This is a genomic window from Pseudomonas sp. RSB 5.4 (genome assembly GCF_037126175.1).
In the GTDB taxonomy this organism is placed as follows: Bacteria; Pseudomonadota; Gammaproteobacteria; order Pseudomonadales; family Pseudomonadaceae; genus Aquipseudomonas; species Aquipseudomonas fluorescens_H.
Genome location: NZ_CP146986.1, coordinates 3,678,645 through 3,699,932, shown reverse-complemented (window position 1 = coordinate 3,699,932; position 21,288 = coordinate 3,678,645). Strand labels below are relative to the sequence as shown.

General features: G+C 59.6%; 16 protein-coding genes. 8 read left to right on the top strand and 8 right to left on the bottom strand.

Translation table 11 applies throughout. The annotated features are described in order from the left end of the window. Positions 1–37: 37 nt before the first annotated feature. Entirely contained in the window at positions 38–760 is a 723-nt protein-coding gene (locus tag V9L13_RS16685) for an autoinducer binding domain-containing protein (protein ID WP_338800051.1), read from the bottom strand. A 319-nt stretch (positions 761–1,079) separates the two neighbouring features. On the opposite strand from V9L13_RS16685, the gene V9L13_RS16680 reads away from it, so the two are divergent. After that, positions 1,080–1,856: a ferredoxin--NADP reductase gene (locus V9L13_RS16680; protein ID WP_338800050.1), complete on the top strand. Its 777-nt coding sequence runs from the start codon at positions 1,080–1,082 to the stop codon at positions 1,854–1,856. A gap of 41 nt (positions 1,857–1,897) precedes the next feature. Here V9L13_RS16680 and mscL read toward each other — a convergent pair whose 3' ends face one another. Next, positions 1,898–2,311 carry a large-conductance mechanosensitive channel protein MscL gene (gene mscL / locus V9L13_RS16675; RefSeq protein WP_003228412.1) on the bottom strand — a complete coding sequence of 138 codons (414 nt, stop codon included), beginning with the start codon at positions 2,309–2,311 and terminating at the stop codon, positions 1,898–1,900. Positions 2,312–2,597: 286 nt separating this feature from the next. Here mscL and katB point away from each other — a divergent pair, with 286 nt between their 5' ends. Genes katB through radA form a run of 3 tightly spaced genes read left to right on the top strand, consistent with a single transcriptional unit; the run spans position 2,598 to position 6,147 of the window. Further along, positions 2,598–4,139, top strand: a complete 1,542-nt coding sequence (katB, locus tag V9L13_RS16670) for a catalase KatB (RefSeq protein WP_338800049.1) — start codon at positions 2,598–2,600, stop codon at positions 4,137–4,139. A 60-nt stretch (positions 4,140–4,199) separates the two neighbouring features. Then, positions 4,200–4,736: an ankyrin repeat domain-containing protein gene (locus V9L13_RS16665; protein WP_003228409.1), complete on the top strand. Its 537-nt coding sequence runs from the start codon at positions 4,200–4,202 to the stop codon at positions 4,734–4,736. 43 nt (positions 4,737–4,779) lie between these two features. Continuing rightward, positions 4,780–6,147 carry a DNA repair protein RadA gene (gene radA, locus V9L13_RS16660; protein ID WP_007963764.1) on the top strand — a complete coding sequence of 456 codons (1,368 nt, stop codon included), beginning with the start codon at positions 4,780–4,782 and terminating at the stop codon, positions 6,145–6,147. 187 nt (positions 6,148–6,334) lie between these two features. Here the strand turns inward: radA and V9L13_RS16655 are convergent, their stop codons facing one another. Further along, the gene (locus tag V9L13_RS16655; RefSeq protein ID WP_103521675.1) at positions 6,335–6,703 is read right to left on the bottom strand and encodes a PilZ domain-containing protein; all 369 of its coding nucleotides are present in this window, start codon (positions 6,701–6,703) and stop codon (positions 6,335–6,337) included. A 159-nt stretch (positions 6,704–6,862) separates the two neighbouring features. On the opposite strand from V9L13_RS16655, the gene V9L13_RS16650 reads away from it, so the two are divergent. From V9L13_RS16650 to yjiA, 3 genes are all read left to right on the top strand, one after another. Beyond that, complete coding sequence (locus tag V9L13_RS16650; protein WP_003228403.1) at positions 6,863–8,929, top strand: carbon starvation CstA family protein; 2,067 nt, start codon at positions 6,863–6,865, stop codon at positions 8,927–8,929. Positions 8,930–8,944: 15 nt separating this feature from the next. Beyond that, positions 8,945–9,142: a YbdD/YjiX family protein gene (locus tag V9L13_RS16645; protein ID WP_003228401.1), complete on the top strand. Its 198-nt coding sequence runs from the start codon at positions 8,945–8,947 to the stop codon at positions 9,140–9,142. Between the two features lie 154 nt (positions 9,143–9,296). Next, the gene (gene yjiA / locus V9L13_RS16640) at positions 9,297–10,268 is read left to right on the top strand and encodes a GTPase (protein ID WP_338800048.1); all 972 of its coding nucleotides are present in this window, start codon (positions 9,297–9,299) and stop codon (positions 10,266–10,268) included. Positions 10,269–10,384: 116 nt separating this feature from the next. Here the strand turns inward: yjiA and V9L13_RS16635 are convergent, their stop codons facing one another. The 5 genes from V9L13_RS16635 to morA form a co-directional block, all read right to left on the bottom strand. Then, on the bottom strand, positions 10,385–11,095 hold the full coding sequence (locus tag V9L13_RS16635) for a GntR family transcriptional regulator (RefSeq protein ID WP_338800047.1): 711 nt from the start codon (positions 11,093–11,095) through the stop codon (positions 10,385–10,387). Positions 11,096–11,119: 24 nt separating this feature from the next. Continuing rightward, the gene (locus tag V9L13_RS16630; protein ID WP_045122643.1) at positions 11,120–11,824 is read right to left on the bottom strand and encodes a FadR/GntR family transcriptional regulator; all 705 of its coding nucleotides are present in this window, start codon (positions 11,822–11,824) and stop codon (positions 11,120–11,122) included. 84 nt (positions 11,825–11,908) lie between these two features. Then, positions 11,909–13,222 (bottom strand): C4-dicarboxylate transporter DctA, encoded by a 1,314-nt coding sequence (locus V9L13_RS16625; RefSeq protein WP_003228396.1) that lies wholly within the window; start codon positions 13,220–13,222, stop codon positions 11,909–11,911. A 326-nt stretch (positions 13,223–13,548) separates the two neighbouring features. Then, on the bottom strand, positions 13,549–14,802 hold the full coding sequence (gene glyA, locus V9L13_RS16620) for a serine hydroxymethyltransferase (protein ID WP_003228394.1): 1,254 nt from the start codon (positions 14,800–14,802) through the stop codon (positions 13,549–13,551). A gap of 351 nt (positions 14,803–15,153) precedes the next feature. Continuing rightward, positions 15,154–19,002, bottom strand: coding sequence for a cyclic di-GMP receptor MorA (gene morA, locus V9L13_RS16615; protein WP_338800046.1), 3,849 nt, complete (start codon positions 19,000–19,002; stop codon positions 15,154–15,156). A gap of 426 nt (positions 19,003–19,428) precedes the next feature. On the opposite strand from morA, the gene ettA reads away from it, so the two are divergent. Beyond that, positions 19,429–21,093, top strand: a complete 1,665-nt coding sequence (gene ettA, locus V9L13_RS16610; RefSeq protein WP_003228391.1) for an energy-dependent translational throttle protein EttA — start codon at positions 19,429–19,431, stop codon at positions 21,091–21,093. Positions 21,094–21,288 lie beyond the last annotated feature (195 nt).

The following is a 21,288-nucleotide window of genomic DNA, read 5'->3' as shown; positions in this document are numbered from 1 at the left end:
CTTTTTTTTGCGCTCGAATACTCGCAGGTTTTAGCGTTTACGGCGTGTCCAGCAGGCCGATGCGCGTGGCAGCAATGACTGCGGAAATCTTGTTGCACACATTCAACTTCGAAATCACGTTCTGCACGTGATAGTTCACGGTCCGTTCGCTGAGGCAAAGGATCCGCGAAATTTCATAAGCGGTCTTGCCGACGGCCGAAAGCTTCAGCACTTCCAGTTCCCGGGGTGAAAGCTTCGGTCGGGTGAGAGGGTCGGTGTGCCTGGGCAAGGTTCTGGCGAACAACTCGCTCAGATGGCCGGTTACGTAGAACATGTAACCGAAATGCTCGTACAGCTCGAGCGGGCTCAAAGGACCCTTTTTTCTGGCGAGACTCAGCGTGGTGCAGAGCCCGGATGCTTCATGATGGAACGACTGTGACCAGCCGTGGCGCAAGCCATGTTCTTGCAACGCCTGCCAGAGTTCTGGTGTTTGCGAGTACAGGTCTTCGCTCCACATCACCGGCAACATACAGTGATTGCAGTGTGATATTACCGGATCAATCTTGCCGTAGCGTTCAAGTTCATAGAGTTCGTTCCACTCTTGAGGGTAGTTGTTGATTTGCAAGGGGTTTAAGTTGTCGTTCCGATTATTCGAAGTCAACGAGATCGCGCAGAAATTAAAACCGATATTCTCAGCGAATCTCAAAAGGATCGGATAGGCAGTCTCTATCTCCTTTGCGAAAGTCAGTTGCTTCAGTTGCGACTCCTTCCACATTTCCATTACAAACTCCGTGAGGCTTTTCCTGGGAGTGCGGTTTGGATCCAAAGGATCCGGCACGAACCCGAGTGTAGGATGTTTCTTACGTGGTGTTCTGATCTTTTCGCTCTTGGCTGCTTTGAAAATTAAATAAAGGGTTATTAGTGGGGTTATTTATAAAATGTCATCCTTAATTCAAAAGCTGAGCGGTTCCAGTTAGTTAATATTCACAAGTGAAAATAAATTTAATTGTGAAAAGCCGAGCGTACAACAGCACAAACTGTCGGTGTTTAAGCTGTTGATTTTGCGCGACACTGGGGGCATTCGTTGAATGGAGTGCCCCATGACCGCCAGCGCAGATAAGTTCACGGCCCAGACGTTGCTCGACGTGCAGCGCTTGACCCCCAGCCTGTTCACCCTGCGTACCACACGCGACGCCGGGTTTCGATTCAGCGCCGGACAATTCGCCCGCCTCGGCGTGACCAAGGCCGACGGCAGTACCGTGTGGCGCGCCTACTCGATGGTCTCGTCGCCATTCGACGAGTTTCTCGAGTTCTTTTCCATCGTGGTGCCGGGGGGCGAGTTCACCAGCGAGCTGAGCCGCTTGCAGGTGGGGGATACCTTGCTGGTGGAGCGCCAGGCCTTTGGCTACCTGACACTGGACCGGTTTGTCGATGGTCGGGATCTGTGGCTGTTATCCACAGGCACCGGGGTCGCGCCGTTTCTGTCGATCCTGCAGGACTTCGAGGTCTGGGAGCGGTTCGAGCGGATCATCCTGGTGTACAGCGTGCGTGAGACACGGGAGCTGGCCTATCAGCCTTTGATTGCGGGGTTGGCCGAGCGTGATTACCTGGCAGAACATGCCCATAAACTGCGATTCATTCCCACGGTTACCCGCGAACAAATGCGTGGCGCCTTGCACGGTCGGATTACCAGCCTGATTGAAAACGGCGAGCTGGAACGGGCAGCCGGTGTTGAACTGACCCCTGAGCACTCGCGTGTCATGCTCTGCGGCAATCCACAGATGATCGATGACACTCGGGCACTGCTGAAAAAACGCCACATGAGCCTGAGCCTGGCGCGGCGGCCGGGGCAGGTAGCGGTGGAAAACTACTGGTAGAAAAACGGCGCCATCAGGCGCCGTTTTCATTCATGAAGCGGTCAAGGCCGGTTGTTCTGGGCCTTGAGCAGATCGCGAATCTCGCCGAGCAATTCTTCTTCCTTGGTCGGAACCGGTGGCAGGGAAGGGGCCACCGCTTCTTCGCGTTTCAGGCGGTTGATGGCTTTGACGCCCATGAAAATCGCGAAGGCGACGATCACGAAGTCCAGAATGCTCTGGATGAATTTACCGTAGGCCAATACCACGGCCGGGGCGCTGCCCTCGGCGGCTTTTAGCGTAACGGCCAGATCACTGAAGTCCACCCCACCGATCAGCAGGCCGATTGGCGGCATGATCACGTCGCCGACAAACGACGAAACGATTTTGCCGAAGGCGGCACCGATGATGATACCGACGGCCATGTCGACCACATTGCCTTTGACCGCGAAGGCCTTGAACTCACTTAGCACGCCCATAGGTTATTTCCTTGTTACAGATGAGGTTGGTGTACGCAGTGTAAATCAGCAAAACGCGTCCTGCGCGAAACACCTTCTTACAATGCCCGTTTTTATCGACACATGAATCCACGATTAGTTTGCAAAGTGCCACTAATCGCGCGCGAAATACGCCGTAAACCGCTGATCAGGAAGCCATTTTTTTCAATCGTCGAGTTGCGAACTTTCTATTTATGTTCACCGGCATAGCCCTCTAGCCTCTGGTTGGCGCACCTGGATGCGCCCAAAAAAACCAGAGGAACCTGATATGAATTCCACTCTTGGACTGGGGGCTTTTCCCCATCGCCGTACGCTCGGCGTACTGATCGCCAGCCTGCTGACTTTTTCCGTGAACGCCGCACCCCTGACCCGAGATAACGGCGCAGCGGTTGGCGACAATCAGAACTCGCAGACCGCCGGCGCCACCGGCCCGGTGCTGCTGCAGGATGTGCAACTGATCCAGAAGCTCCAGCGTTTCGACCGCGAGCGCATTCCCGAGCGCGTGGTGCATGCCCGCGGTACCGGTGCCCATGGCACCTTCACGGTGACCAATGATCTCAGCGACCTGAGCAAGGCCAAGGTGTTCGCTGCCGGCCAGGTCACTCCGGTATTTGTGCGTTTCTCTGCGGTGGTGCATGGCAACCATTCCCCGGAAACCCTGCGCGATCCACGGGGTTTTGCCACCAAGTTCTACACCGCCGATGGCAACTGGGACCTGGTGGGCAACAACTTTCCGACCTTCTTCATCCGCGACGCAATCAAGTTTCCGGACATGGTTCACGCGTTCAAACCCGATCCGCGTACCAACCTGGACGATGACTCGCGTCGTTTCGACTTCTTCTCCCACGTACCGGAAGCCACTCGCACGCTGACCGAGTTGTATTCCAACTCGGGAACTCCAGCCAGTTATCGGGAAATGGACGGTAATGGTGTGCATGCCTACAAGTTGGTCAATGCCAAGGGCGAAGTGCACTACGTGAAGTTTCACTGGAAAAGTTTGCAAGGCATCAAAAATCTGACGCCCGAGCAAGTTACAAAAGTTCAGGGGAAAGATTACAGTCATATGACTAATGATCTGGTCAGTCATATCAACAAGGGTGATTTCCCGAAGTGGGACTTGTACATCCAAGTGCTAAATCCGCAAGATTTGTCCAAGTTTGATTTCGATCCATTGGACGCTACCAAGATCTGGCCGAATGTTCCTGAGCGAAAAGTTGGACAAATGGTGTTGAACCGTAACCCAGCCAATGTGTTCCAGGAAACCGAACAAGTTGCGATGGCCCCGGCCAATGTTGTTCCGGGTATCGAACCTTCCGAAGATCGTCTGTTGCAAGGCCGGGTGTTCTCTTATGCCGATACGCAGATGTATCGTCTGGGTGCCAATGCCCTGCAGTTGCCGATCAACGCGCCCAAAGTTGCCGTCAACAATGGCAATCAGGACGGTGCGATGAACTTCGCTGCCACGCAGTCCGGGGTGAATTATCAGCCGAGCCGTCTGCAACCGCGTGATGAGCCACAAAATGCGCGCTACAGCCAAATGGTGCTGTCGGGCAGCACCCAGCAGGCGAAGATTCAGCGTGAGCAGAACTTCAAGCAGGCCGGTGATCTGTATCGCTCGTTCAGCCAGCAGGAGCGTCAGGACCTGATCGCCAGCTTCGGCGGCTCGCTGGCCACCACCGATGACGAGAGCAAGCACATCATCCTGTCCTTCCTTTATAAGGCCGATCCGGAATACGGCAGCGGTGTGACCAAAGTCGCCAACGGTGACCTGAGCCGGGTCAAGGCGCTGGCGGCGAAACTGGTCGACTGATCTCGACGCCATATCACGCGGGGCCTGACTCAGGCCCCGTTCTGCTCAAGGAGACGGCTGATGCGATTTTGTCTGTTATTGCTGCTCGGTTGCCTGTCATTTACAGCGCTGGCCGAACAGAACCCCGAGGCGATCAAGGCCCAGTTGCAGGATTATTATTTCGATGCCGCCCGGCGCGGTGATGTGCCGATGCTCGAAACCTTTATCGAGTCCGGCTATTCCCTCGATACCCGCGACAGCAAGGGGTATACCGCTTTGATTCTGGCGGCGTATCACGGCCAGGGCGCGGCAGTTGATCAGTTACTGGCGGCGGGCGCAGATGCCTGCGCGCAGGATCAACGTGGCAACACGGCGCTGATGGGCGCGATTTTCAAGGGCGAGATGCAGATTGCCCGACGGTTGATGGCCACTGATTGCAGCCCCGATCAGCGCAATGGCGCCGGACAAACCGCTGCGATGTACGCCGGGTTGTTCAAGCGTGTCGAACTGCTCGACGCACTCAAGGCCAAGGGTGCCGACCTCAATGCCGAAGACCCTCTGGGCAACAGTGCCGCGCGTCTGGCCAACGGCGAAATCCGCACCGCCGCGCCGCGCTGAGCGGTGGCTGCGTTATCATCGCGGTTTTTGCCGGGGGATCCAGATGGCCAAGGCCAAGCGCATGTACGGCTGCACCGAGTGCGGCGCAACCTTTCCCAAGTGGGCGGGCCAGTGCGGCGAGTGCGGCGCCTGGAACACCCTGACCGAAACCATGATCGAAAGCGGCGGGGCCACGGCGCCCACCGGGCGTACCGGTTGGGCCGGGCAGCAGGCGCAGATCAAGACCCTGGCCGAAGTCAGCATCGAGGAGATTCCGCGCTTCTCCACCGCGTCCGGTGAGCTGGATCGGGTCTTGGGTGGCGGTCTGGTCGACGGTTCGGTGGTGCTGATCGGTGGTGATCCGGGGATCGGCAAGTCGACGATTCTGTTGCAGACCCTGTGCAACCTCGCCAAGAGCATGCCGGCGCTGTACGTCACCGGCGAAGAGTCCCAGCAGCAGGTCGCCATGCGCGCCCGACGTTTAGGGCTGCCTCAGGATCAATTGCGGGTGATGACCGAAACCTGCATCGAAACCATCATCGCCACGGCCCGCCAGGAAAAACCCAAGGTGATGGTGATCGACTCGATCCAGACCATTTTCACCGAACAGCTGCAATCGGCGCCGGGTGGTGTATCACAAGTGCGCGAGAGTGCGGCGTTGCTGGTGCGGTATGCCAAACAAAGCGGTACGGCGATTTTCCTCGTCGGTCACGTCACCAAGGAAGGCGCATTGGCAGGCCCAAGGGTTCTCGAACACATGGTCGACACCGTGCTGTATTTCGAAGGCGAGTCCGATGGGCGTTTGCGTCTGTTGCGGGCGGTGAAGAACCGTTTCGGTGCGGTCAACGAACTCGGTGTGTTCGGCATGACCGACAAGGGCCTGAAAGAAGTATCCAACCCTTCGGCGATTTTTCTGACCCGTGCCCAGGAAGAAGTCCCGGGCAGTGTGGTGATGGCCACCTGGGAAGGTACCCGGCCGATGCTGGTGGAAGTGCAGGCGCTGGTGGATGACAGCCATCTGGCCAATCCACGGCGCGTGACGTTGGGCCTTGATCAGAACCGATTGGCGATGTTGTTGGCGGTATTGCACCGTCACGGTGGTATTCCGACTCACGACCAGGACGTGTTCCTCAACGTGGTCGGCGGGGTGAAGGTGTTGGAGACCGCATCGGATCTGGCGTTGATGGCGGCGGTGATGTCGAGCCTGCGCAACCGGCCGTTGCCGCATGATCTGCTGGTGTTTGGCGAAGTCGGTTTGTCCGGTGAAGTGCGTCCGGTGCCGAGCGGTCAGGAGCGCTTGAAGGAAGCGGCCAAGCATGGCTTCAAACGCGCGATCGTGCCCAAGGGCAACGCGCCGAAGGAAGCGCCGCCGGGGTTGCAGATCATCGCCGTGACCCGCCTGGAGCAGGCGCTCGATGCACTGTTCGAGTAACCGCTTACGCTCTCTCCAGCCGCAACTACTGCCCATTCCGCGAAAATAATCTGTGGCGAGGGAGCTTGCTCCCGCTGGACTGCGCAGCAGTCCCTTGCTTTTTTAGTGAAGAGCAGGGGCCGCTTCGCGACCCAGCGGGAGCAAGCTCCCTCGCCACGGTGGCAGCGTCCACCTGAGCAGCATTATTTTATATTTCGATCAAGGCACCCAATTCGCGCTCAAGCTCGGTTTCATCCGCCAGATTCAGCTCGATCAACCGCCGCAAGCGCTGGATCGATTCCAGGCTGATATGCCGGCAGACAAACCCCAGTTGCCCGTGATCCTCATGGGCCAGATGCACATCCATCTGAATATTCACGTCATCGCTCAGATGAATATCGACGAAGAAATCCTGCTCCTTGTCCCCCAGCCACGGCTGCGGCTTCTCGATCAGCAAGCCCTTGAGCGACAGGTCGATCAACTTCACCGGCCAGATGAAGTGGCCCTGACTCAGCTCGGTTCTGGCATCGAACGCAATACGTTTGAAGCGACGGCGATTGGCTGGGTGTTCGCTCATGGCGCAATCCTCGGAAGAGTTCGCTGACTATAGACCCGACCGGCGGGTGGCGGCCAATCGACAAGGCGTCTAGACCAACGTCGGGGTATGGCCTTTGGCGCCGTAAGCGCTAAACTCGGGGTGGCTGTCTTTCTTGTCCACCCTGGCTGGAATAATAAAATGAAAAATAATAATAGCCTGCTACGCCACTTACCCTGGCTAGTGCTGGCAATCGTAGGAGCGTGCGCCCTGGGCGTAGTGGCATTGCGCCGAGGAGAGGCGATCAACGCCTTGTGGATCGTGGTCGCGGCAGTGGCCATTTATCTGGTTGCGTATCGTTACTACAGCCTGTTCATTGCAAACAATGTGATGCAACTCGATCCGCGTCGGGCCACCCCCGCCGTGCTCAACAATGACGGTCTGGACTACGTGCCGACCAACAAACACATTCTGTTCGGTCACCACTTCGCGGCCATTGCCGGCGCAGGCCCGCTGGTCGGCCCGGTATTGGCGGCGCAGATGGGCTATCTGCCCGGCACGCTGTGGCTGATTGCCGGGGTGGTGCTGGCGGGCGCGGTGCAGGACTTCATGGTCCTGTTCATGTCGACCCGGCGCAACGGCCGTTCCCTGGGCGACATGGTGCGTGAAGAAATGGGCCGCATCCCCGGCACCATCGCCCTGTTCGGCTGCTTCCTGATCATGATCATCATCCTCGCGGTGCTGGCGCTGATCGTGGTCAAGGCACTGGCGGAGAGCCCATGGGGCATCTTCACCGTGATGGCGACCATCCCGATCGCGATGTTCATGGGCATTTACATGCGCTACATCCGTCCGGGGCGCATCGGCGAGATCTCGGTCATCGGTGTGTTGCTGCTGCTCGGTTCGATCTGGCTCGGTGGGCAGATTGCCGCTGATCCGGTGTGGGCCAAGGCCTTCAGCTTCACCGGTGTGCAAATCACCTGGATGCTGATCGGTTACGGCTTCGTTGCCGCCGTGCTGCCGGTGTGGCTGATTCTGGCACCGCGCGACTACCTGTCGACGTTCCTCAAGATCGGTACCATCATCGCCCTGGCGATCGGCATTCTGGTAACCATGCCCGAGCTGAAAATGCCGGCGCTGACCCAGTTCGTCGACGGCACCGGGCCGGTGTGGAAGGGCGGTCTGTTCCCGTTCCTGTTCATCACCATCGCCTGCGGTGCGGTGTCCGGTTTCCACGCGTTGATCGCGTCGGGTACCACGCCGAAGCTGCTGGATAACGAAACCAACGCGCGTTACATCGGTTACGGCGGCATGCTGATGGAATCGTTCGTCGCGATCATGGCCATGGTTGCCGCTTCGGTGATCGAGCCGGGCGTGTACTTCGCCATGAACAGCCCGGCCGCTGTGGTCGGTGGTGACGTGGCTTCGGTGGCGCAAATGGTCAGCAGCTGGGGCTTCGCGATCACGCCGGAGGCGCTGCAAGCGGTGGCGCATGACATCGGTGAAACCACCATCCTCGCCCGTGCCGGCGGTGCACCGACCCTGGCGGTCGGTATCGCGCAGATCCTGCACAGTGTCCTGCCGGGTGAAAACACCATGGCGTTCTGGTACCACTTTGCGATCCTGTTCGAAGCGCTGTTTATCCTGACCGCTGTGGACGCCGGTACCCGTGCCGGGCGTTTCATGCTGCAGGACCTGCTCGGCTCCTTCGTGCCGGCGCTGAAACGTACCGAATCGTGGACCGCCAACCTGATCGCCACCGCCGGTTGTGTGGCGATGTGGGGCTGGTTGCTGTATCAGGGCGTGATCGACCCGTTGGGCGGCATCAATACCCTGTGGCCACTGTTCGGTATCTCCAACCAGATGTTGGCCGGTATCGCGCTGATGCTCGGCACCGTGGTCCTGATCAAGATGAAGCGTCAGCGCTACATCTGGGTGACCCTGCTGCCAGCCGCCTGGCTGCTGATCTGCACCACCACTGCAGGCTTCATCAAGCTGTTCGACGCCAACCCGGCGATCGGCTTCCTGTCGCTGGCCAAGAAGTACAGCGATGCCCTCGCCGCCGGACAAATCATCGCGCCGGCCAAGAGCATCGATCAGATGCAGCACGTGATCTTCAACGCCTACACCAACGCAACGCTGACGGCGCTGTTCCTGTTCGTGGTGTTCAGCATCCTGTTCTATGCGCTCAAGGTCGGCATCGCCGCCTGGGGCAAAAAAGAGCGTACGGATAAAGAATCGCCATTCCAGGCCCTGCCGGACGCGTAACCAGAGGATTGCACCATGTTCAATGACCTGAGTCGCCTCGGTAAATACCTCGGTCAGGCCGCACGCCTGATGGTCGGCATGCCCGACTACGACACCTACGTCGAGCATATGCAAACCAAACACCCGGACAAACCGGTGATGAGCTACGAGATGTTCTTCCGCGAACGTCAGGAAGCGCGTTACGGTGGCAAGGGTGGGCCGAAGTGCTGTTGAGTTGACAGCCTGCGGTTGAGGTAACCCCCAACTGTGGGAGCGGGCTTGCTCGCGAATGCGTTGTGTCATCGAGCAATGATGTCGACTGACACGACCCCTTCGCGAGCAAGCCCGCTCCCACATTTGTTTTGTGTTTCTTTCAGGAGATCGTGTTTTGTCTTCTCCCATACCCGTAACGGTGCTCAGCGGTTTCCTCGGTGCCGGCAAGACCACCTTGCTGCGCCATCTGCTTAAAGCCGAGCATGGCCTGAAAATCGCCGTGATCGAAAACGAATTCAGCGACGCCGGCATCGACACCCAGTTGCTCGGCGACGAACCGGTGCAAGTCATGACGTTGGCCAATGGCTGCGTCTGCTGCACTATCCACACCGATTTGACCAAGGCCCTGTACCTGCTGCTCGAACGCCTGGACAGCGGTGAAATCGCCTTCGACCGCCTGGTGATCGAATGCACCGGTCTGGCCGACCCGGCCCCGGTGGCGCAGACCTTTTTTATCGACGAAGAACTGCGCGAACGCTATCTGCTCGATGGCATTATCACCCTGGTGGATGCGGCTCACGCCGACCAGCACCTGATGCAGACCATCGCCCAGGCGCAGATCGGTTTCGCCGACCGCCTGCTGGTGAGCAAGACCGATCTGGTGGATGAGGCCACGTTCACCGCGTTGAGCGAGCGCCTGACGCGGATCAATCGTCGCGCGCCGATCCGCGTGGTCGAGCATGGCAACATCGATCTGGCCGAACTGCTCGACGTGCGTGGCTTCAATCTCAATGCCGACCTCGGTGGCGGGGTGAGCCTGCGTCCGGTGAGCAAGGCGCCGTCCATCGACCGCATCTCCAGTCTGGTGCTGCGCACTGACCAGCCACTGGATATCGATCAACTCAGCGAGTTCATGAATGAGCTGCTGGAAGAACACGGCAAGCAGTTGTTGCGCTACAAGGGCGTGCTGAACATCGCTGGCGAGGATCGGCGGCTGGTGTTTCAGGGCGTACTGAAACTCTACGGCTTTGATTGGGACACCGAGTGGGCCCAGGGTGAAGCGCGGGAAAGTGTGATTGTGTTTATTGCCGATGATTTGCCGGAAGAGAAGATCCGGGCGGGGTTTGCCAAAGTGACTTCTGCCTGATGGGTCTTCGGCGCCAGGGCTGACGCATTCGCGGGCAAGCCCGCTCCCACAGTAGGCCGCATTCTGTCAGGAGGAATGCAATTCACTGTGGGAGCGGGCTTGCTCGCGAAGGCGATCTAACCGGCGACACGATGCTCAAGGGCTGTACCCAGCAAAGTCTGCTCAAGATGATCCAGGTGTTGATTCATCAGTCGCTCAGCCATGGACACATCCCCAGACGCGACCGCCTCGACAATCGCCAAATGCTCCTGCCACGCGCAACAACCGAGCGTCGATCCATCACACCGCGCAATCGCCAGCGACGTCAACGGCACCAGGCTGCCAAGGAAATGCGCCAACGGTGCATTGCCCGCCATTTGCGCCAACTGCAGATGAAACTCGCCGGACAACCGAATCGCCGCCGCACGCCGCTCCTGAACCATGGCCAGGCGTTCGCGTTCGACCAGTGCACGCAAGCGTTTTAAACCCTCGACTGATGCATTCTGACAAGCCAGGCGCACCAGTGTCGCTTCGGTCAGGCGCCGCGCATGCAGGGTCTGTCGGGTCTGCTCGGCATCCGGTGCGGCCACCCGTGGCCGATGATTGGCGCGCAGCACAATCACCTGCTCGTGGGACAACTGCGTCAGTACTCGGCGCACATCGGCGCGGCTGACCCCGAACATCTGCTTGAGACTGTCTTCGGTGAAGCGGCTGGCCGGATCGATTCGCTGGTCCAGAATCGCGTCGAACAGCCGCGGGTACAGATCATCTGCCGGCGTCCGCAGGCGGGAGAAGGGCAGGGGCGCCGACATCTGACGAGTGTGCGGCGACGTGGCAAGGCTGTTCATGGCCGGTCTCCAGTGTGAAGAAAGTCAGTTGCTGAGGTGGTCATCCGGAATGTTCAACTCAATGCCCATGCGCTGACCTTCGCGCAGAATGTGCCGGCGCATTTCGGCGCTGGCCTGGGCGCTGTTCTTGCTGCGGATCGCGCGCACCACCGCTTCGTTTTCTTCCAGGCGTTCGGCCAGATGCTCAGGTGAATTGCGCAGCACTTCGGCGCTTTGCTTGAGCGCGTTGCTGGTCTGCTGCACCACGCTCTGAAAGATCGGGTTCGAGGTCAGGGTGAACAGCTCTTCGTGGAAGGCGATGTAGGCGCTGACCCCGGCTTCGCTGTCGCCCGCTTCAAGGGCTTCGCGCATGTCCATCAGGGTCAGGCGCAATTGCCCGACTTCCTTGCTGCTGATCGACTGCGCGACCAGCCCGACGATGAACGGCTCAAGGGTGTAACGCAGTTGCAGCACGTCTTCGAGGCTGGCGCCGGCCACCGCGCTGTCGTGGCTTTGGCTGTCGCTGAGTTGGGCGTCGAGCACTACCACGCCTTTGCCCGGCATCGAGCGCACCAGGCCAAGGGTTTCCAGAACGATCACCGCTTCGCGCAGGCTCGGACGGCTGATGCCCAGTTGTTCGGCCAGTTCACGCTGACCCGGCAGCATGTCGCCGGAGCGCCACTGACCGCGGGCGAGGGCGGCGCGCAGTTTTTCTACGACTGAGTTGACGACGGTTGATGTGGTTATCACTTGTCTAGCTCCGTAAGCCCATAGGGGATGCCGCAAACAAGATCAAAAGATCGCAGCCTGCGGCAGCTCCTACAGGGTTGAAAATCAGAACTCTTGCTGGTGCGCCGGAGTTCCGGTTTTACGCGGTTGAAAGGTGTAGCCCTGCTGACCGCTGAGTACTTTGTTTGCGCGTTGCACATCGATGTCCTTTTCCCAACGGGCGATGGCCACGGTGGCGACGCAGTTGCCGATCAGGTTGGTCAGCGCCCGGCCAATGCCCATGAACCAGTCCACCGCCAGTACCAGCACCAGCCCGACCACCGGAATCGCCGGGATCGCCGTCAGCGTCGCCGCGAGAATCACCAGCGCCGAGCCGGGAATGCCGTGGGCGCCTTTCGAAGTGATCAGCGACACCAGCAGAATCGTCAACAGGTCGGTCATCGCTAACGGCGTACCGGTGGCATTGGCGATGAACACGATGGCCAGAGTCAGGTAGATCGAAAAGCCGTCGAGGTTGAACGAGTAACCGGTGGGAATCACCAGCCCGACGGTCGAGCTGCCGATGCCCAGGTGTTCCAGTTTGCGCATGATCTGTGGCAGCACGGCGTCGGAAGAAGCGGTGCCCATGACGATCAGCAATTCTTCACGCAGGTACTTGAGCAGTGGCCACAGGCGCAGGCCGGACGCACGCATCACCAGCCCTAGAATCACGCTGACGAATGCCATGCAGGTCAGGTAGAACAAGCCCACCAGACTGCCCAGGTGTTGCAGTGAATCGAGGCCGTATTTGCTGGTGGTGAAGGCGATGGCGCCGAAAACGCCGATCGGTGCCAGACGCACGATCATGCCCATGATCCGGAAAATCACATGGCTCAGTTCGTTGATCAGCCGCGAGATCCCGGAAGCCGCTTCGCCCACCAGATTCAGCGCACTGCCGAACAGCACCGAGAACAGCAGCACCTGGAGGATGTTGTTGTCGGCGAAGGCACCGATCACCGAGGTCGGGATCAGGTCCATCAGGAACTGCGTGGTGGTGTGCATGTGCTGGCCGCGTTCGGCGATGTCGCCCATGTCGGCGGCGGACAACTGCTCCAGATGGATATTCGCGCCGCTGCCGATCCCGGTGCTGAAAGCGAACACCAGACCGATCACCAGCGCGATGGTGGTCAGCACTTCAAAGTAGATCACCGACTTGAGGCCGATGCGCCCGACCTTCTTCAGATCGCCCGCGCCGCTGATGCCGCTGACCACCACGCAGAACACAATCAGGCCGATGAGCATCTTGATCAGTTTGATGAAGCCGTCGCCCAACGGTTTGAGCTGGGCGGAATATTCGGGAAGGGTCAGCCCGCAGATGATGCCGAGCACCAGTCCGAGAACCACTTGGAGGAAGATTGAACGCGAGCACCATCTGAGCATGGGAGGAATCCTGGTCGGTGTCCTGGCTGCCGTGTGCGGGGCACATCAGATTCAGGACTTAATTATTGTGGTCTTACCGGTATGTCCAGTGCAGGCGCAGTCTACGCTCGGTTTTTTCGGGATGACAAGTGAAAATCGCTAAATTGGCATGACCGGTCTGACCAGTGGCCGGAGATCAAAAGATCGCAGCCTTCGGCAGCTCCTACAGGTGAGCGCATTCCAAATGTAGGAGCTGCCGAAGGCTGCGATCTTTTGATCTTTCCGACAGGCGAAAAAAAACCGGCCATCGCTGGCCGGTTTTTCATGCTGCGGATTTAACGTCGCGATTAAGCGCCGTACACCGGCAGTTTCTTGCAGATGGCTTTGACTTTCTCGCGAACGGCGTCGATCACCGCTTCGTTGTTCAGGTCAGCCAGGATGTCGCAGATCCAGCCGGCCAGCTCTTTGCACTCGGCTTCCTTGAAGCCGCGAGTGGTCACAGCCGGGGTGCCGAAGCGCAGGCCGGAAGTGACGAACGGCGAGCGTGGGTCGTTAGGCACGGAGTTCTTGTTCACGGTGATGAACGCTTTGCCCAGAGCGGCGTCGGCGTCTTTACCGGAGATGTCCTGCTTGATCAGCGACAGCAGGAACAGGTGGTTCTTGGTGCCACCGGAAACTACGTCGAAACCGCGCTCGATGAACACTTCGGCCATGGCCTGGGCGTTCTTCACCACTTGTTCCTGGTAAGCCTTGAACTCAGGCTGCAGCGCTTCCTTGAAGCAGATCGCTTTAGCGGCGATCACGTGCTCCAGCGGGCCACCCTGGGCGCCCGGGAATACCGCGGAGTTCAGCTTCTTCTCGATCTCGGCGTTGGCGCGCGCCAGGATCAGACCGCCACGAGGACCGCGCAGGGTCTTGTGCGTGGTGGTGGTGACCACGTCAGCGAATGGCACCGGGTTCGGGTAGACGCCAGCGGCGACCAGACCGGCCACGTGCGCCATGTCGACGAACAGGTAGGCACCCACTTTGTCAGCGATGGCGCGGAAGCGCGGGAAGTCGAGAATCTGCGAGTAGGCAGAGAAACCGGCCACGATCATTTTCGGCTTGTGCTCAACCGCCAGGCGCTCGACTTCGTCGTAGTCGATCAGGCCGTTGGCGTCGATGCCGTACTGCACGGCGTTGTACAGCTTGCCGGAGGAGGAAACGCTGGCACCGTGAGTCAGGTGACCACCGTGGGCCAGGCTCATGCCCAGAATGGTGTCGCCACCTTGCAGCAGGGCCAGGTAGACAGCGGCGTTGGCTTGCGAACCGGCGTGCGGCTGAACGTTGGCGTAATCGGCGCCGAACAGCTCTTTGGCGCGGTCGATGGCCAGTTGTTCAACAACGTCGACGTACTCGCAACCACCGTAGTAGCGCTTGCCCGGGTAGCCTTCGGCGTACTTGTTGGTCAATACCGAGCCTTGAGCTTCCATCACCGCAGGGCTGGTGTAGTTTTCCGAAGCGATCAGCTCAATGTGCTCTTCCTGGCGCTGAGCTTCTTGCTCCATGGCGGCAAAGAGATCGGCGTCGTACTTGGCAATAGTCAAATCACGGCTGAACATGGCGGTCCTCAAGGATCGGGGGCAGAAAAGGGGGGCATTCTAACCCAATGGGTTTTGGATGGCATATGAAACGACATCATGTCGCAGACAAGTGGCGTTCATGACAGATGTGCGGTGCTTTTGAAGGCCTCCACAATGGCCGCGTTTCAACCGAAGAATACTGATCTACGGCAAGTCCTTGGGCGAGCCAGCCTGCTGGGGATGACTGCACCGCAGATTTTTCATGCGTCTGTACCGGCCCTTTCGCGAGCAAGCCCGCTCCCACCTTTGAGCCGGTTCCTTCAGGAAAAATGCGGTCCACTGTGGGAGCGGGCTTGCTCGCGAAGGCGTCATGAGCGGCACCGCAAAAATTCAGTCGAACATGAAGAGGGCGTCGTTACTGAATTGCGCCTCGAAGCGGCTCGCCGGCATCGGTCGTCCGAACAGATAGCCCTGCACTTCATCGCAACCGTGCTCGCGCAGGAAGTCCAGTTGCTCATGGGTTTCCACGCCTTCGGCGATCACCGCCAGATTGAGGCTGTGGGCCATGGCGATGATCGCGCGGGCGATCTGCGCGTCCTGTTCGCCGGACGGCAGGCCGTCGACGAAGGTGCGGTCGATCTTCAGCACGTCGATCGGGAATTGCTTGAGGTAGTTCAGCGACGAATAACCGGTGCCGAAGTCATCGACCGCGATGCTCAGGCCAAGGTTTTTCAGCCCGGCGAGGATCTGCATCGCCTCGCTGACTTCGCGCATCAGGATACTTTCGGTCAGCTCCAGTTCCAGACACGCCGGTGGCAGGCCGGTTTCGCGCAGGATCGTGGCGATACGCGTACCGAGCTGACCATCGGAGAACTGCCGCGCCGAGATGTTCACCGAGACCTTCGGCACGCGCACGCGGTTCTGGTGCCAGGTCTTGAGCTGACGGCAGGCTTCGCTGATCACCCAGTCGCCAACGTCCACCACCAGACCCAGCTCTTCCAGCACCGGAATGAAATCCCCCGGCGGCACCAGTCCACGACGCGGATGACGCCAGCGCAGCAGCGCTTCGGCGCCGGTCAGGCGTTTGCCGTCGCCGCTGAACTGCGGCTGGTAATACAGGACGAATTCGTTCTGCTCCAGCGCATGGCGCAGGTCGCTTTCCAGCTCCAGACGTTCCAGCGCACTGGCGTTCATGTCGGCCTGATAGAACTGGAAGTTGTTCTTGCCGCGTTCCTTGGCGTGGTACATCGCGGTGTCGGCGTTCTTCATCAGCTGGCTGAGTTCGTTACCGTCCTGCGGGCTCAGGGCGATGCCGATACTGGCGGTGACGAAGAACTCGCGACCTTCCAGCACGAACGGTCGCACCAGACTGGCGAGAATCTGCTCGGCCACATGAATCGCCCGATTCAGCGCCATTTCGCGGCTGGAACGGTGTTGCAGGAGCAAGGTGAACTCGTCGCCGCCCATGCGCGCCACGGTGTCGTCATCGTCGACGCAGGCCAGCAGCCGCGTGGCCATGTCTTTCAACATGCGGTCGCCAGCAGCATGGCCGAGCGAGTCGTTGATCGGCTTGAAGCGGTCGAGATCGAGGAACATCAGCACCACCCACGACTTCTGCCGTTCGGCCGATTGCAGTGCAGTGTGCAGACGATCCTGGAACAGCGTGCGGTTCGGCAGGTGGGTCAGGGCGTCGTAGTAGGCGAGGCGATGGATGCGCTGTTCGCTGGCCTTGCGCTCGCTGATGTCGCTGAAGAAACACACGTAACTGGCCAGGTCGCCTTCATCGTCGAGTACCGCCGTGATGCCGACCCACGCCGGGTAATGCTCGCCGTTACGGCGCTTGAGCCAGACTTCGCCTTCCCAGGTGCTGTGCTGGTGCAATTGCTTGAGCACGTAGCGCAGGTGCGCGTCCTGTTGCTCGTCGACGGTGAGCATGTTCGGCAACTGGTCGAGCACCTCCGACACCGCGTAACCGCTGACCCGGCTGAAGGCTTCGTTGGCCTGCACGATGTAACCGGCGGGGTCGGTGATCAGGATCGCCGAGGTCGAGTGCTCGAATACGGTGGCGGCCATGCGCAAGTCTTTCTCGGCGCGGCGCTGCTGGCTGATGTCGCGACCGACGCCGAGCACGCCTTCGAACGCGCCGTGTTCGTCCCACACCAGCACCAGCCGCAGCTCGATCGGGATCTTGCGGCCGTCGGCGCGCAGGCAGTCGAACAGGAACATCTGCGTCTGTACCTGGCTTCGCAGTTGCGCGAGTTGCTCAGGCTTGTCGAGCGCTTTGCTGACTCGATCCATCAAGGTGTAGATGCCGGATAGCTGTTGCGGGTTGGCGATGGTCGATTGCCAGCCGTTCTGGAAGATCCACTCGGCGTCGTAACCCAGCACCGCCTGCACCGACGGGCTGACGTAGTTCAGCGACAGCTTGCTGTCGGTGGAGAAAATCACATCGCTGATGCTTTCGGCGAGCATGCGGTAGCGCTGCTCGCTGTCGCGCAACGACTCACTGGCCTCGATCTGCTCGGTGATGTCCTTGGCCACGCCAATGATTCGCGTGACCTGATCATGCTTGTCGCGGGCCAGCGCCTGCTCACGAATATCGAAGCGCCGCCACTTGCCGTCGCGATGACGGAAACGCAGTTGGCATTGCAACAACTGGCTGTAACCGGCGTGACGCTGCATCTGCCGCGAGCGATGGTAGTAGTCGGCGTCCTCCGGGTGCAGGAGGATTTCCCAGAAATACTCGCCCATCTGATGCAGTTCGGTGCGGTTGTACCCGAGGGTCTGGCCGAGGTGGTGGTTGCTGAAAATCATCCGCTGGCTGATCACGTCCTGCACGTACAGATGATCCGGCACGGTGCGCACCACGTCCGACCAGAAGCCTTCGCGTTCCAGCAGCGACAGTTCGATCAGCTTGCGGCTGGTGATGTCGTTGATGCTCAGGATCACCGCTTTATAGTCGTGCTGTTCTTCAGGCAGGCGCAGGACCATCCACAGGTGCTGATCGCGACCATTGATGTCCGGCAATTTGATTTCCAGTTCCAGCTGTTTTTGTTGCTGCAGAACGGCGTCGAGCACCTGGTTGCCGATGGCGCACTGGCTGTGCGGATGACCGTCGATCAGCAACTGCCAGGCGTGCTCGCAGGAATTGACATTGAGCAGTTGCAGCGCCACCTGATTGACCTCGGTGACGCGCAGTTCTTGCAGCAGTTGCTGGCGCTGGGCCGGCTGGTCGAGCCAAGCCTTGAGCTGGTCGCTGGTCTGGATCTGCGCCTTGTCGAACACCTGCTTGAGGCCGGACAGGTCGAGCACGCACAACGCCACGCCAGTGCCTTCGAAAATGTCCTGATAGCGCCGGCGACCTTCATGCAACTGGCGCTGACGGCGACGCATGTTGAGCAGCGCGATCACCGGCAGCATCGAGAACGCCAGACCCAGCAGGCATTTGCCGATGAACGCCGGTAGCAGTTCTTCGAGCACGCGCTGGCGGTCGAACAGCCCGCGCAACTGCCAGTCGCTGCTGCTCAGCGGCACGGTGAGCACGGTGTTGGCCATGTCGTCCGGACTCAGCACGCCGGGCCTGGCTGAGGACAGCGCTTCGTCGCGGCTGATGATCTGATGATTGAGACGGTTTTCCACCAGCCACAACGGGCGGATGCCGGTTTCGCCCTGCTTGGTCAGCGAGTCGAAGAAGGTCGGGGTCAGGCGCAAAACCCAGTAGCCGCGGGTGCTGCCGCTGGCCTGATGCAATAACAGATGCACCACCGAGCCGTCGTCGGCGTTGCTGAAGTAATGCGCCTGGGCGCGGCTACGGCGCACCAGTTCACCGAGGTAATCGGCGTCGTGGCTGTCGCTGGCGCTGTCGTTGATGATTTTCCCGGACGGGCTGAGCAGGGCCAGGCTGCGCAGGTCGGGCAGCGATTGCTGGAGCTTGCGCAGCAGTGCCTGCTGTTCGTCGGACGACTGCGGTTGTTCGACGATCGGTAACAGGTTGAGGGCGATCTGCGCATTCAGCGACATGTTCAGGCTGACCTGCGAGGCGAGGTCGGCGGTGTAGTCGATGGTGTACTGGCGCTGGTTTTTCTGGGTCTCGCGCAGTTGATCGAGCAGCTGCCAGAACAGCAATGCCAGCAGCAAAAGTACCAGCGTCGCCAATGCACCCTTCAGTGTTCCGCGCAGGGGCGAGCCGGTCCCCGGATTGGACGCGCTCACAGAAGCTGGCGGGGTAACGTTGGACAAGCTGTAATCCTGCGGTTTGGCTGGACTGGCGCGACGTGCACTATAAGCCGGACGCCCGAAGGGCGGCTAGCATGCCTTGAGTTGTGGCGAAGTGCCAGCCCCACTCGGCTGGACTGCCTTCCGTCATTAAGGTAGCTTTGCCGGTTACGCGGGAGCCCAGACACTGTTAAAACTACTGCGCTCGGAAATACTGCGTTGAAAACAGGCTCGGACTGCTCATTTACAACCCGTAAACTCCGCGTCCTCGCCTGTTTCCGCCTTGTCTTTCCTTCGCTCGTTACGTTTTAACAGCGTCTGGCCCAGCTCCTAGACTCAGACTTTTTCAGCGCGCACGCATTGATGACCATCAAGTGAACGACGCGCATCGGTCTGGCCGGGCATCGCCTGCGCTCCAATCATTCATCTGTCACTGACCCAAGGTTCTCCATGGCTCAATACGTCTTCACCATGCATCGGCTGGGCAAAGTTGTTCCGCCGAAGCGGGAAATCCTGAAAAACATTTCGCTGTCGTTCTTCCCCGGCGCCAAGATCGGCGTACTCGGCCTCAACGGTTCGGGTAAGTCCACGCTGCTGAAAATCATGGCCGGCGTCGACACCGAGTTCGAGGGCGAAGCCCGTCCGATGCCGGATCTGAACATCGGTTATCTGCCGCAAGAGCCACAACTTGATCCGACCAAGACTGTGCGTGAAGTGGTCGAGGAAGCGGTCAGCGTGATCAAGGATGCGCAGGCGCGTCTGGACGAGGTCTATGCCGCTTACGCCGATCCGGACGCCGACTTCGACAAGCTGGCAGCCGAACAGGCCAAGCTCGAAGCGATCCTGCAGGCCAGCGATGGTCATAACCTGGAGCGTCAACTGGAAGTCGCTGCCGACGCCCTGCGTCTGCCGGCCTGGGACGCCAAGGTCGAACACCTGTCCGGTGGTGAAAAACGTCGTGTGGCCCTGTGCCGTCTGCTGCTGTCCGCTCCGGACATGCTGCTGCTCGACGAACCGACCAACCACCTGGACGCTGATTCGGTAGCGTGGCTGGAGCACTTCCTGCACGACTTCCCGGGCACCGTGGTCGCGATCACGCACGACCGTTACTTCCTCGACAACGTTGCCGGCTGGATTCTGGAACTCGACCGCGGCGCGGGCATTCCTTACGAGGGCAACTACTCGGGTTGGCTCGAAGCCAAGTCCGATCGTCTGGCGGCCGAATCCAAGCAGCAGTCGGCTCACGAAAAAGCCATGAAGGAAGAACTGGAGTGGGTGCGCAAAGGCGCGAAAGCCCGTCAGTCGAAATCCAAGGCTCGTCTGCAACGCTTCGAAGAAATGCAGTCGCAGGAATTCCAGAAGCGTTCGGAAACCAACGAGATCTACATCCCGGCCGGTCCGCGTCTGGGCGACAAGGTCATCGAGTTCAAGAACGTCACCAAGGGCTACGGCGATCGCGTGCTGATCGACAACCTGTCGTTCTCCATGCCGAAGGGCGCCATTGTCGGCGTGATCGGTGGTAACGGTGCCGGTAAGTCGACCCTGTTCCGCATGCTGATGGGCAAGGAAACTCCGGATTCCGGCACCATCGAAGTCGGCGAAACCGTGCAACTGGCCTGCGTGGATCAGAGCCGCGAAGACCTCGACGGCAGCAAGACCGTGTTCCAGCAGATCTCCGACGGTTCCGATCAGATCCGCATCGGCAACTACGAGATTCCGTCGCGTACTTACGTCGGTCGCTTCAACTTCAAGGGCGGCGACCAGCAGAAGTTCGTCAAGGACCTGTCCGGTGGTGAGCGCGGTCGTCTGCACCTGGCGCTGACCCTGAAGGAGGGCGGCAACGTCCTGCTGCTCGACGAACCGTCCAACGACCTCGACGTTGAAACCCTGCGTTCGCTGGAAGAAGCCCTGCTGGACTTCCCGGGCGCCGCCATTGTGATCTCTCACGATCGCTGGTTCCTGGACCGCGTCGCGACGCACATCCTGGCGTACGAAGACGACTCGCAAGCAGTGTTCTTTGAAGGTAACTACACCGAGTACGAAGCCGACCGCAAAAAGCGCCTCGGCGAAGCAGCTGCCCAGCCACATCGGGTACGCCACAAGAAACTGGCCTGATATCAGGTTGGTTGCATGAAAAAGAGCGGAGCCTTCGGGCTCCGTTTTTTTTGCCTGGGTTTTTCAGATGCAACCGAGTCGAACCCTTCGCGAGCAAGCTCGCTCCCACAGGGGAGCGCATTTCAAGTGTGGGAGCGAGCTTGCTCGCGAAGGCGGTATAACTGTTGGTGCATCACTTCAATTTGATCTCCCTAT

Bases quoted from the DNA above. Each gene is read 5' to 3' on its own strand.
- mscL (WP_003228412.1), bottom strand. From the start codon at position 2,311: ATGGGCGTGCTAAGTGAGTTCAAGGCCTTCGCGGTCAAAGGCAATGTG.
- glyA (WP_003228394.1), bottom strand. From the start codon at position 14,802: ATGTTCAGCCGTGATTTGACTATTGCCAAGTACGACGCCGATCTCTTT.
- V9L13_RS16650 (WP_003228403.1), top strand. From the start codon at position 6,863: ATGAAAAATAATAATAGCCTGCTACGCCACTTACCCTGGCTAGTGCTG.
- radA (WP_007963764.1), top strand. From the start codon at position 4,780: ATGGCCAAGGCCAAGCGCATGTACGGCTGCACCGAGTGCGGCGCAACC.
- V9L13_RS16665 (WP_003228409.1), top strand. From the start codon at position 4,200: ATGCGATTTTGTCTGTTATTGCTGCTCGGTTGCCTGTCATTTACAGCG.
- V9L13_RS16645 (WP_003228401.1), top strand. From the start codon at position 8,945: ATGTTCAATGACCTGAGTCGCCTCGGTAAATACCTCGGTCAGGCCGCA.
- katB (WP_338800049.1), top strand. From the start codon at position 2,598: ATGAATTCCACTCTTGGACTGGGGGCTTTTCCCCATCGCCGTACGCTC.
- V9L13_RS16635 (WP_338800047.1), bottom strand. From the start codon at position 11,095: ATGAACAGCCTTGCCACGTCGCCGCACACTCGTCAGATGTCGGCGCCC.
- V9L13_RS16685 (WP_338800051.1), bottom strand. From the start codon at position 760: ATGGAAATGTGGAAGGAGTCGCAACTGAAGCAACTGACTTTCGCAAAG.
- V9L13_RS16655 (WP_103521675.1), bottom strand. From the start codon at position 6,703: ATGAGCGAACACCCAGCCAATCGCCGTCGCTTCAAACGTATTGCGTTC.
- ettA (WP_003228391.1), top strand. From the start codon at position 19,429: ATGGCTCAATACGTCTTCACCATGCATCGGCTGGGCAAAGTTGTTCCG.
- V9L13_RS16680 (WP_338800050.1), top strand. From the start codon at position 1,080: ATGACCGCCAGCGCAGATAAGTTCACGGCCCAGACGTTGCTCGACGTG.
- V9L13_RS16625 (WP_003228396.1), bottom strand. From the start codon at position 13,222: ATGCTCAGATGGTGCTCGCGTTCAATCTTCCTCCAAGTGGTTCTCGGA.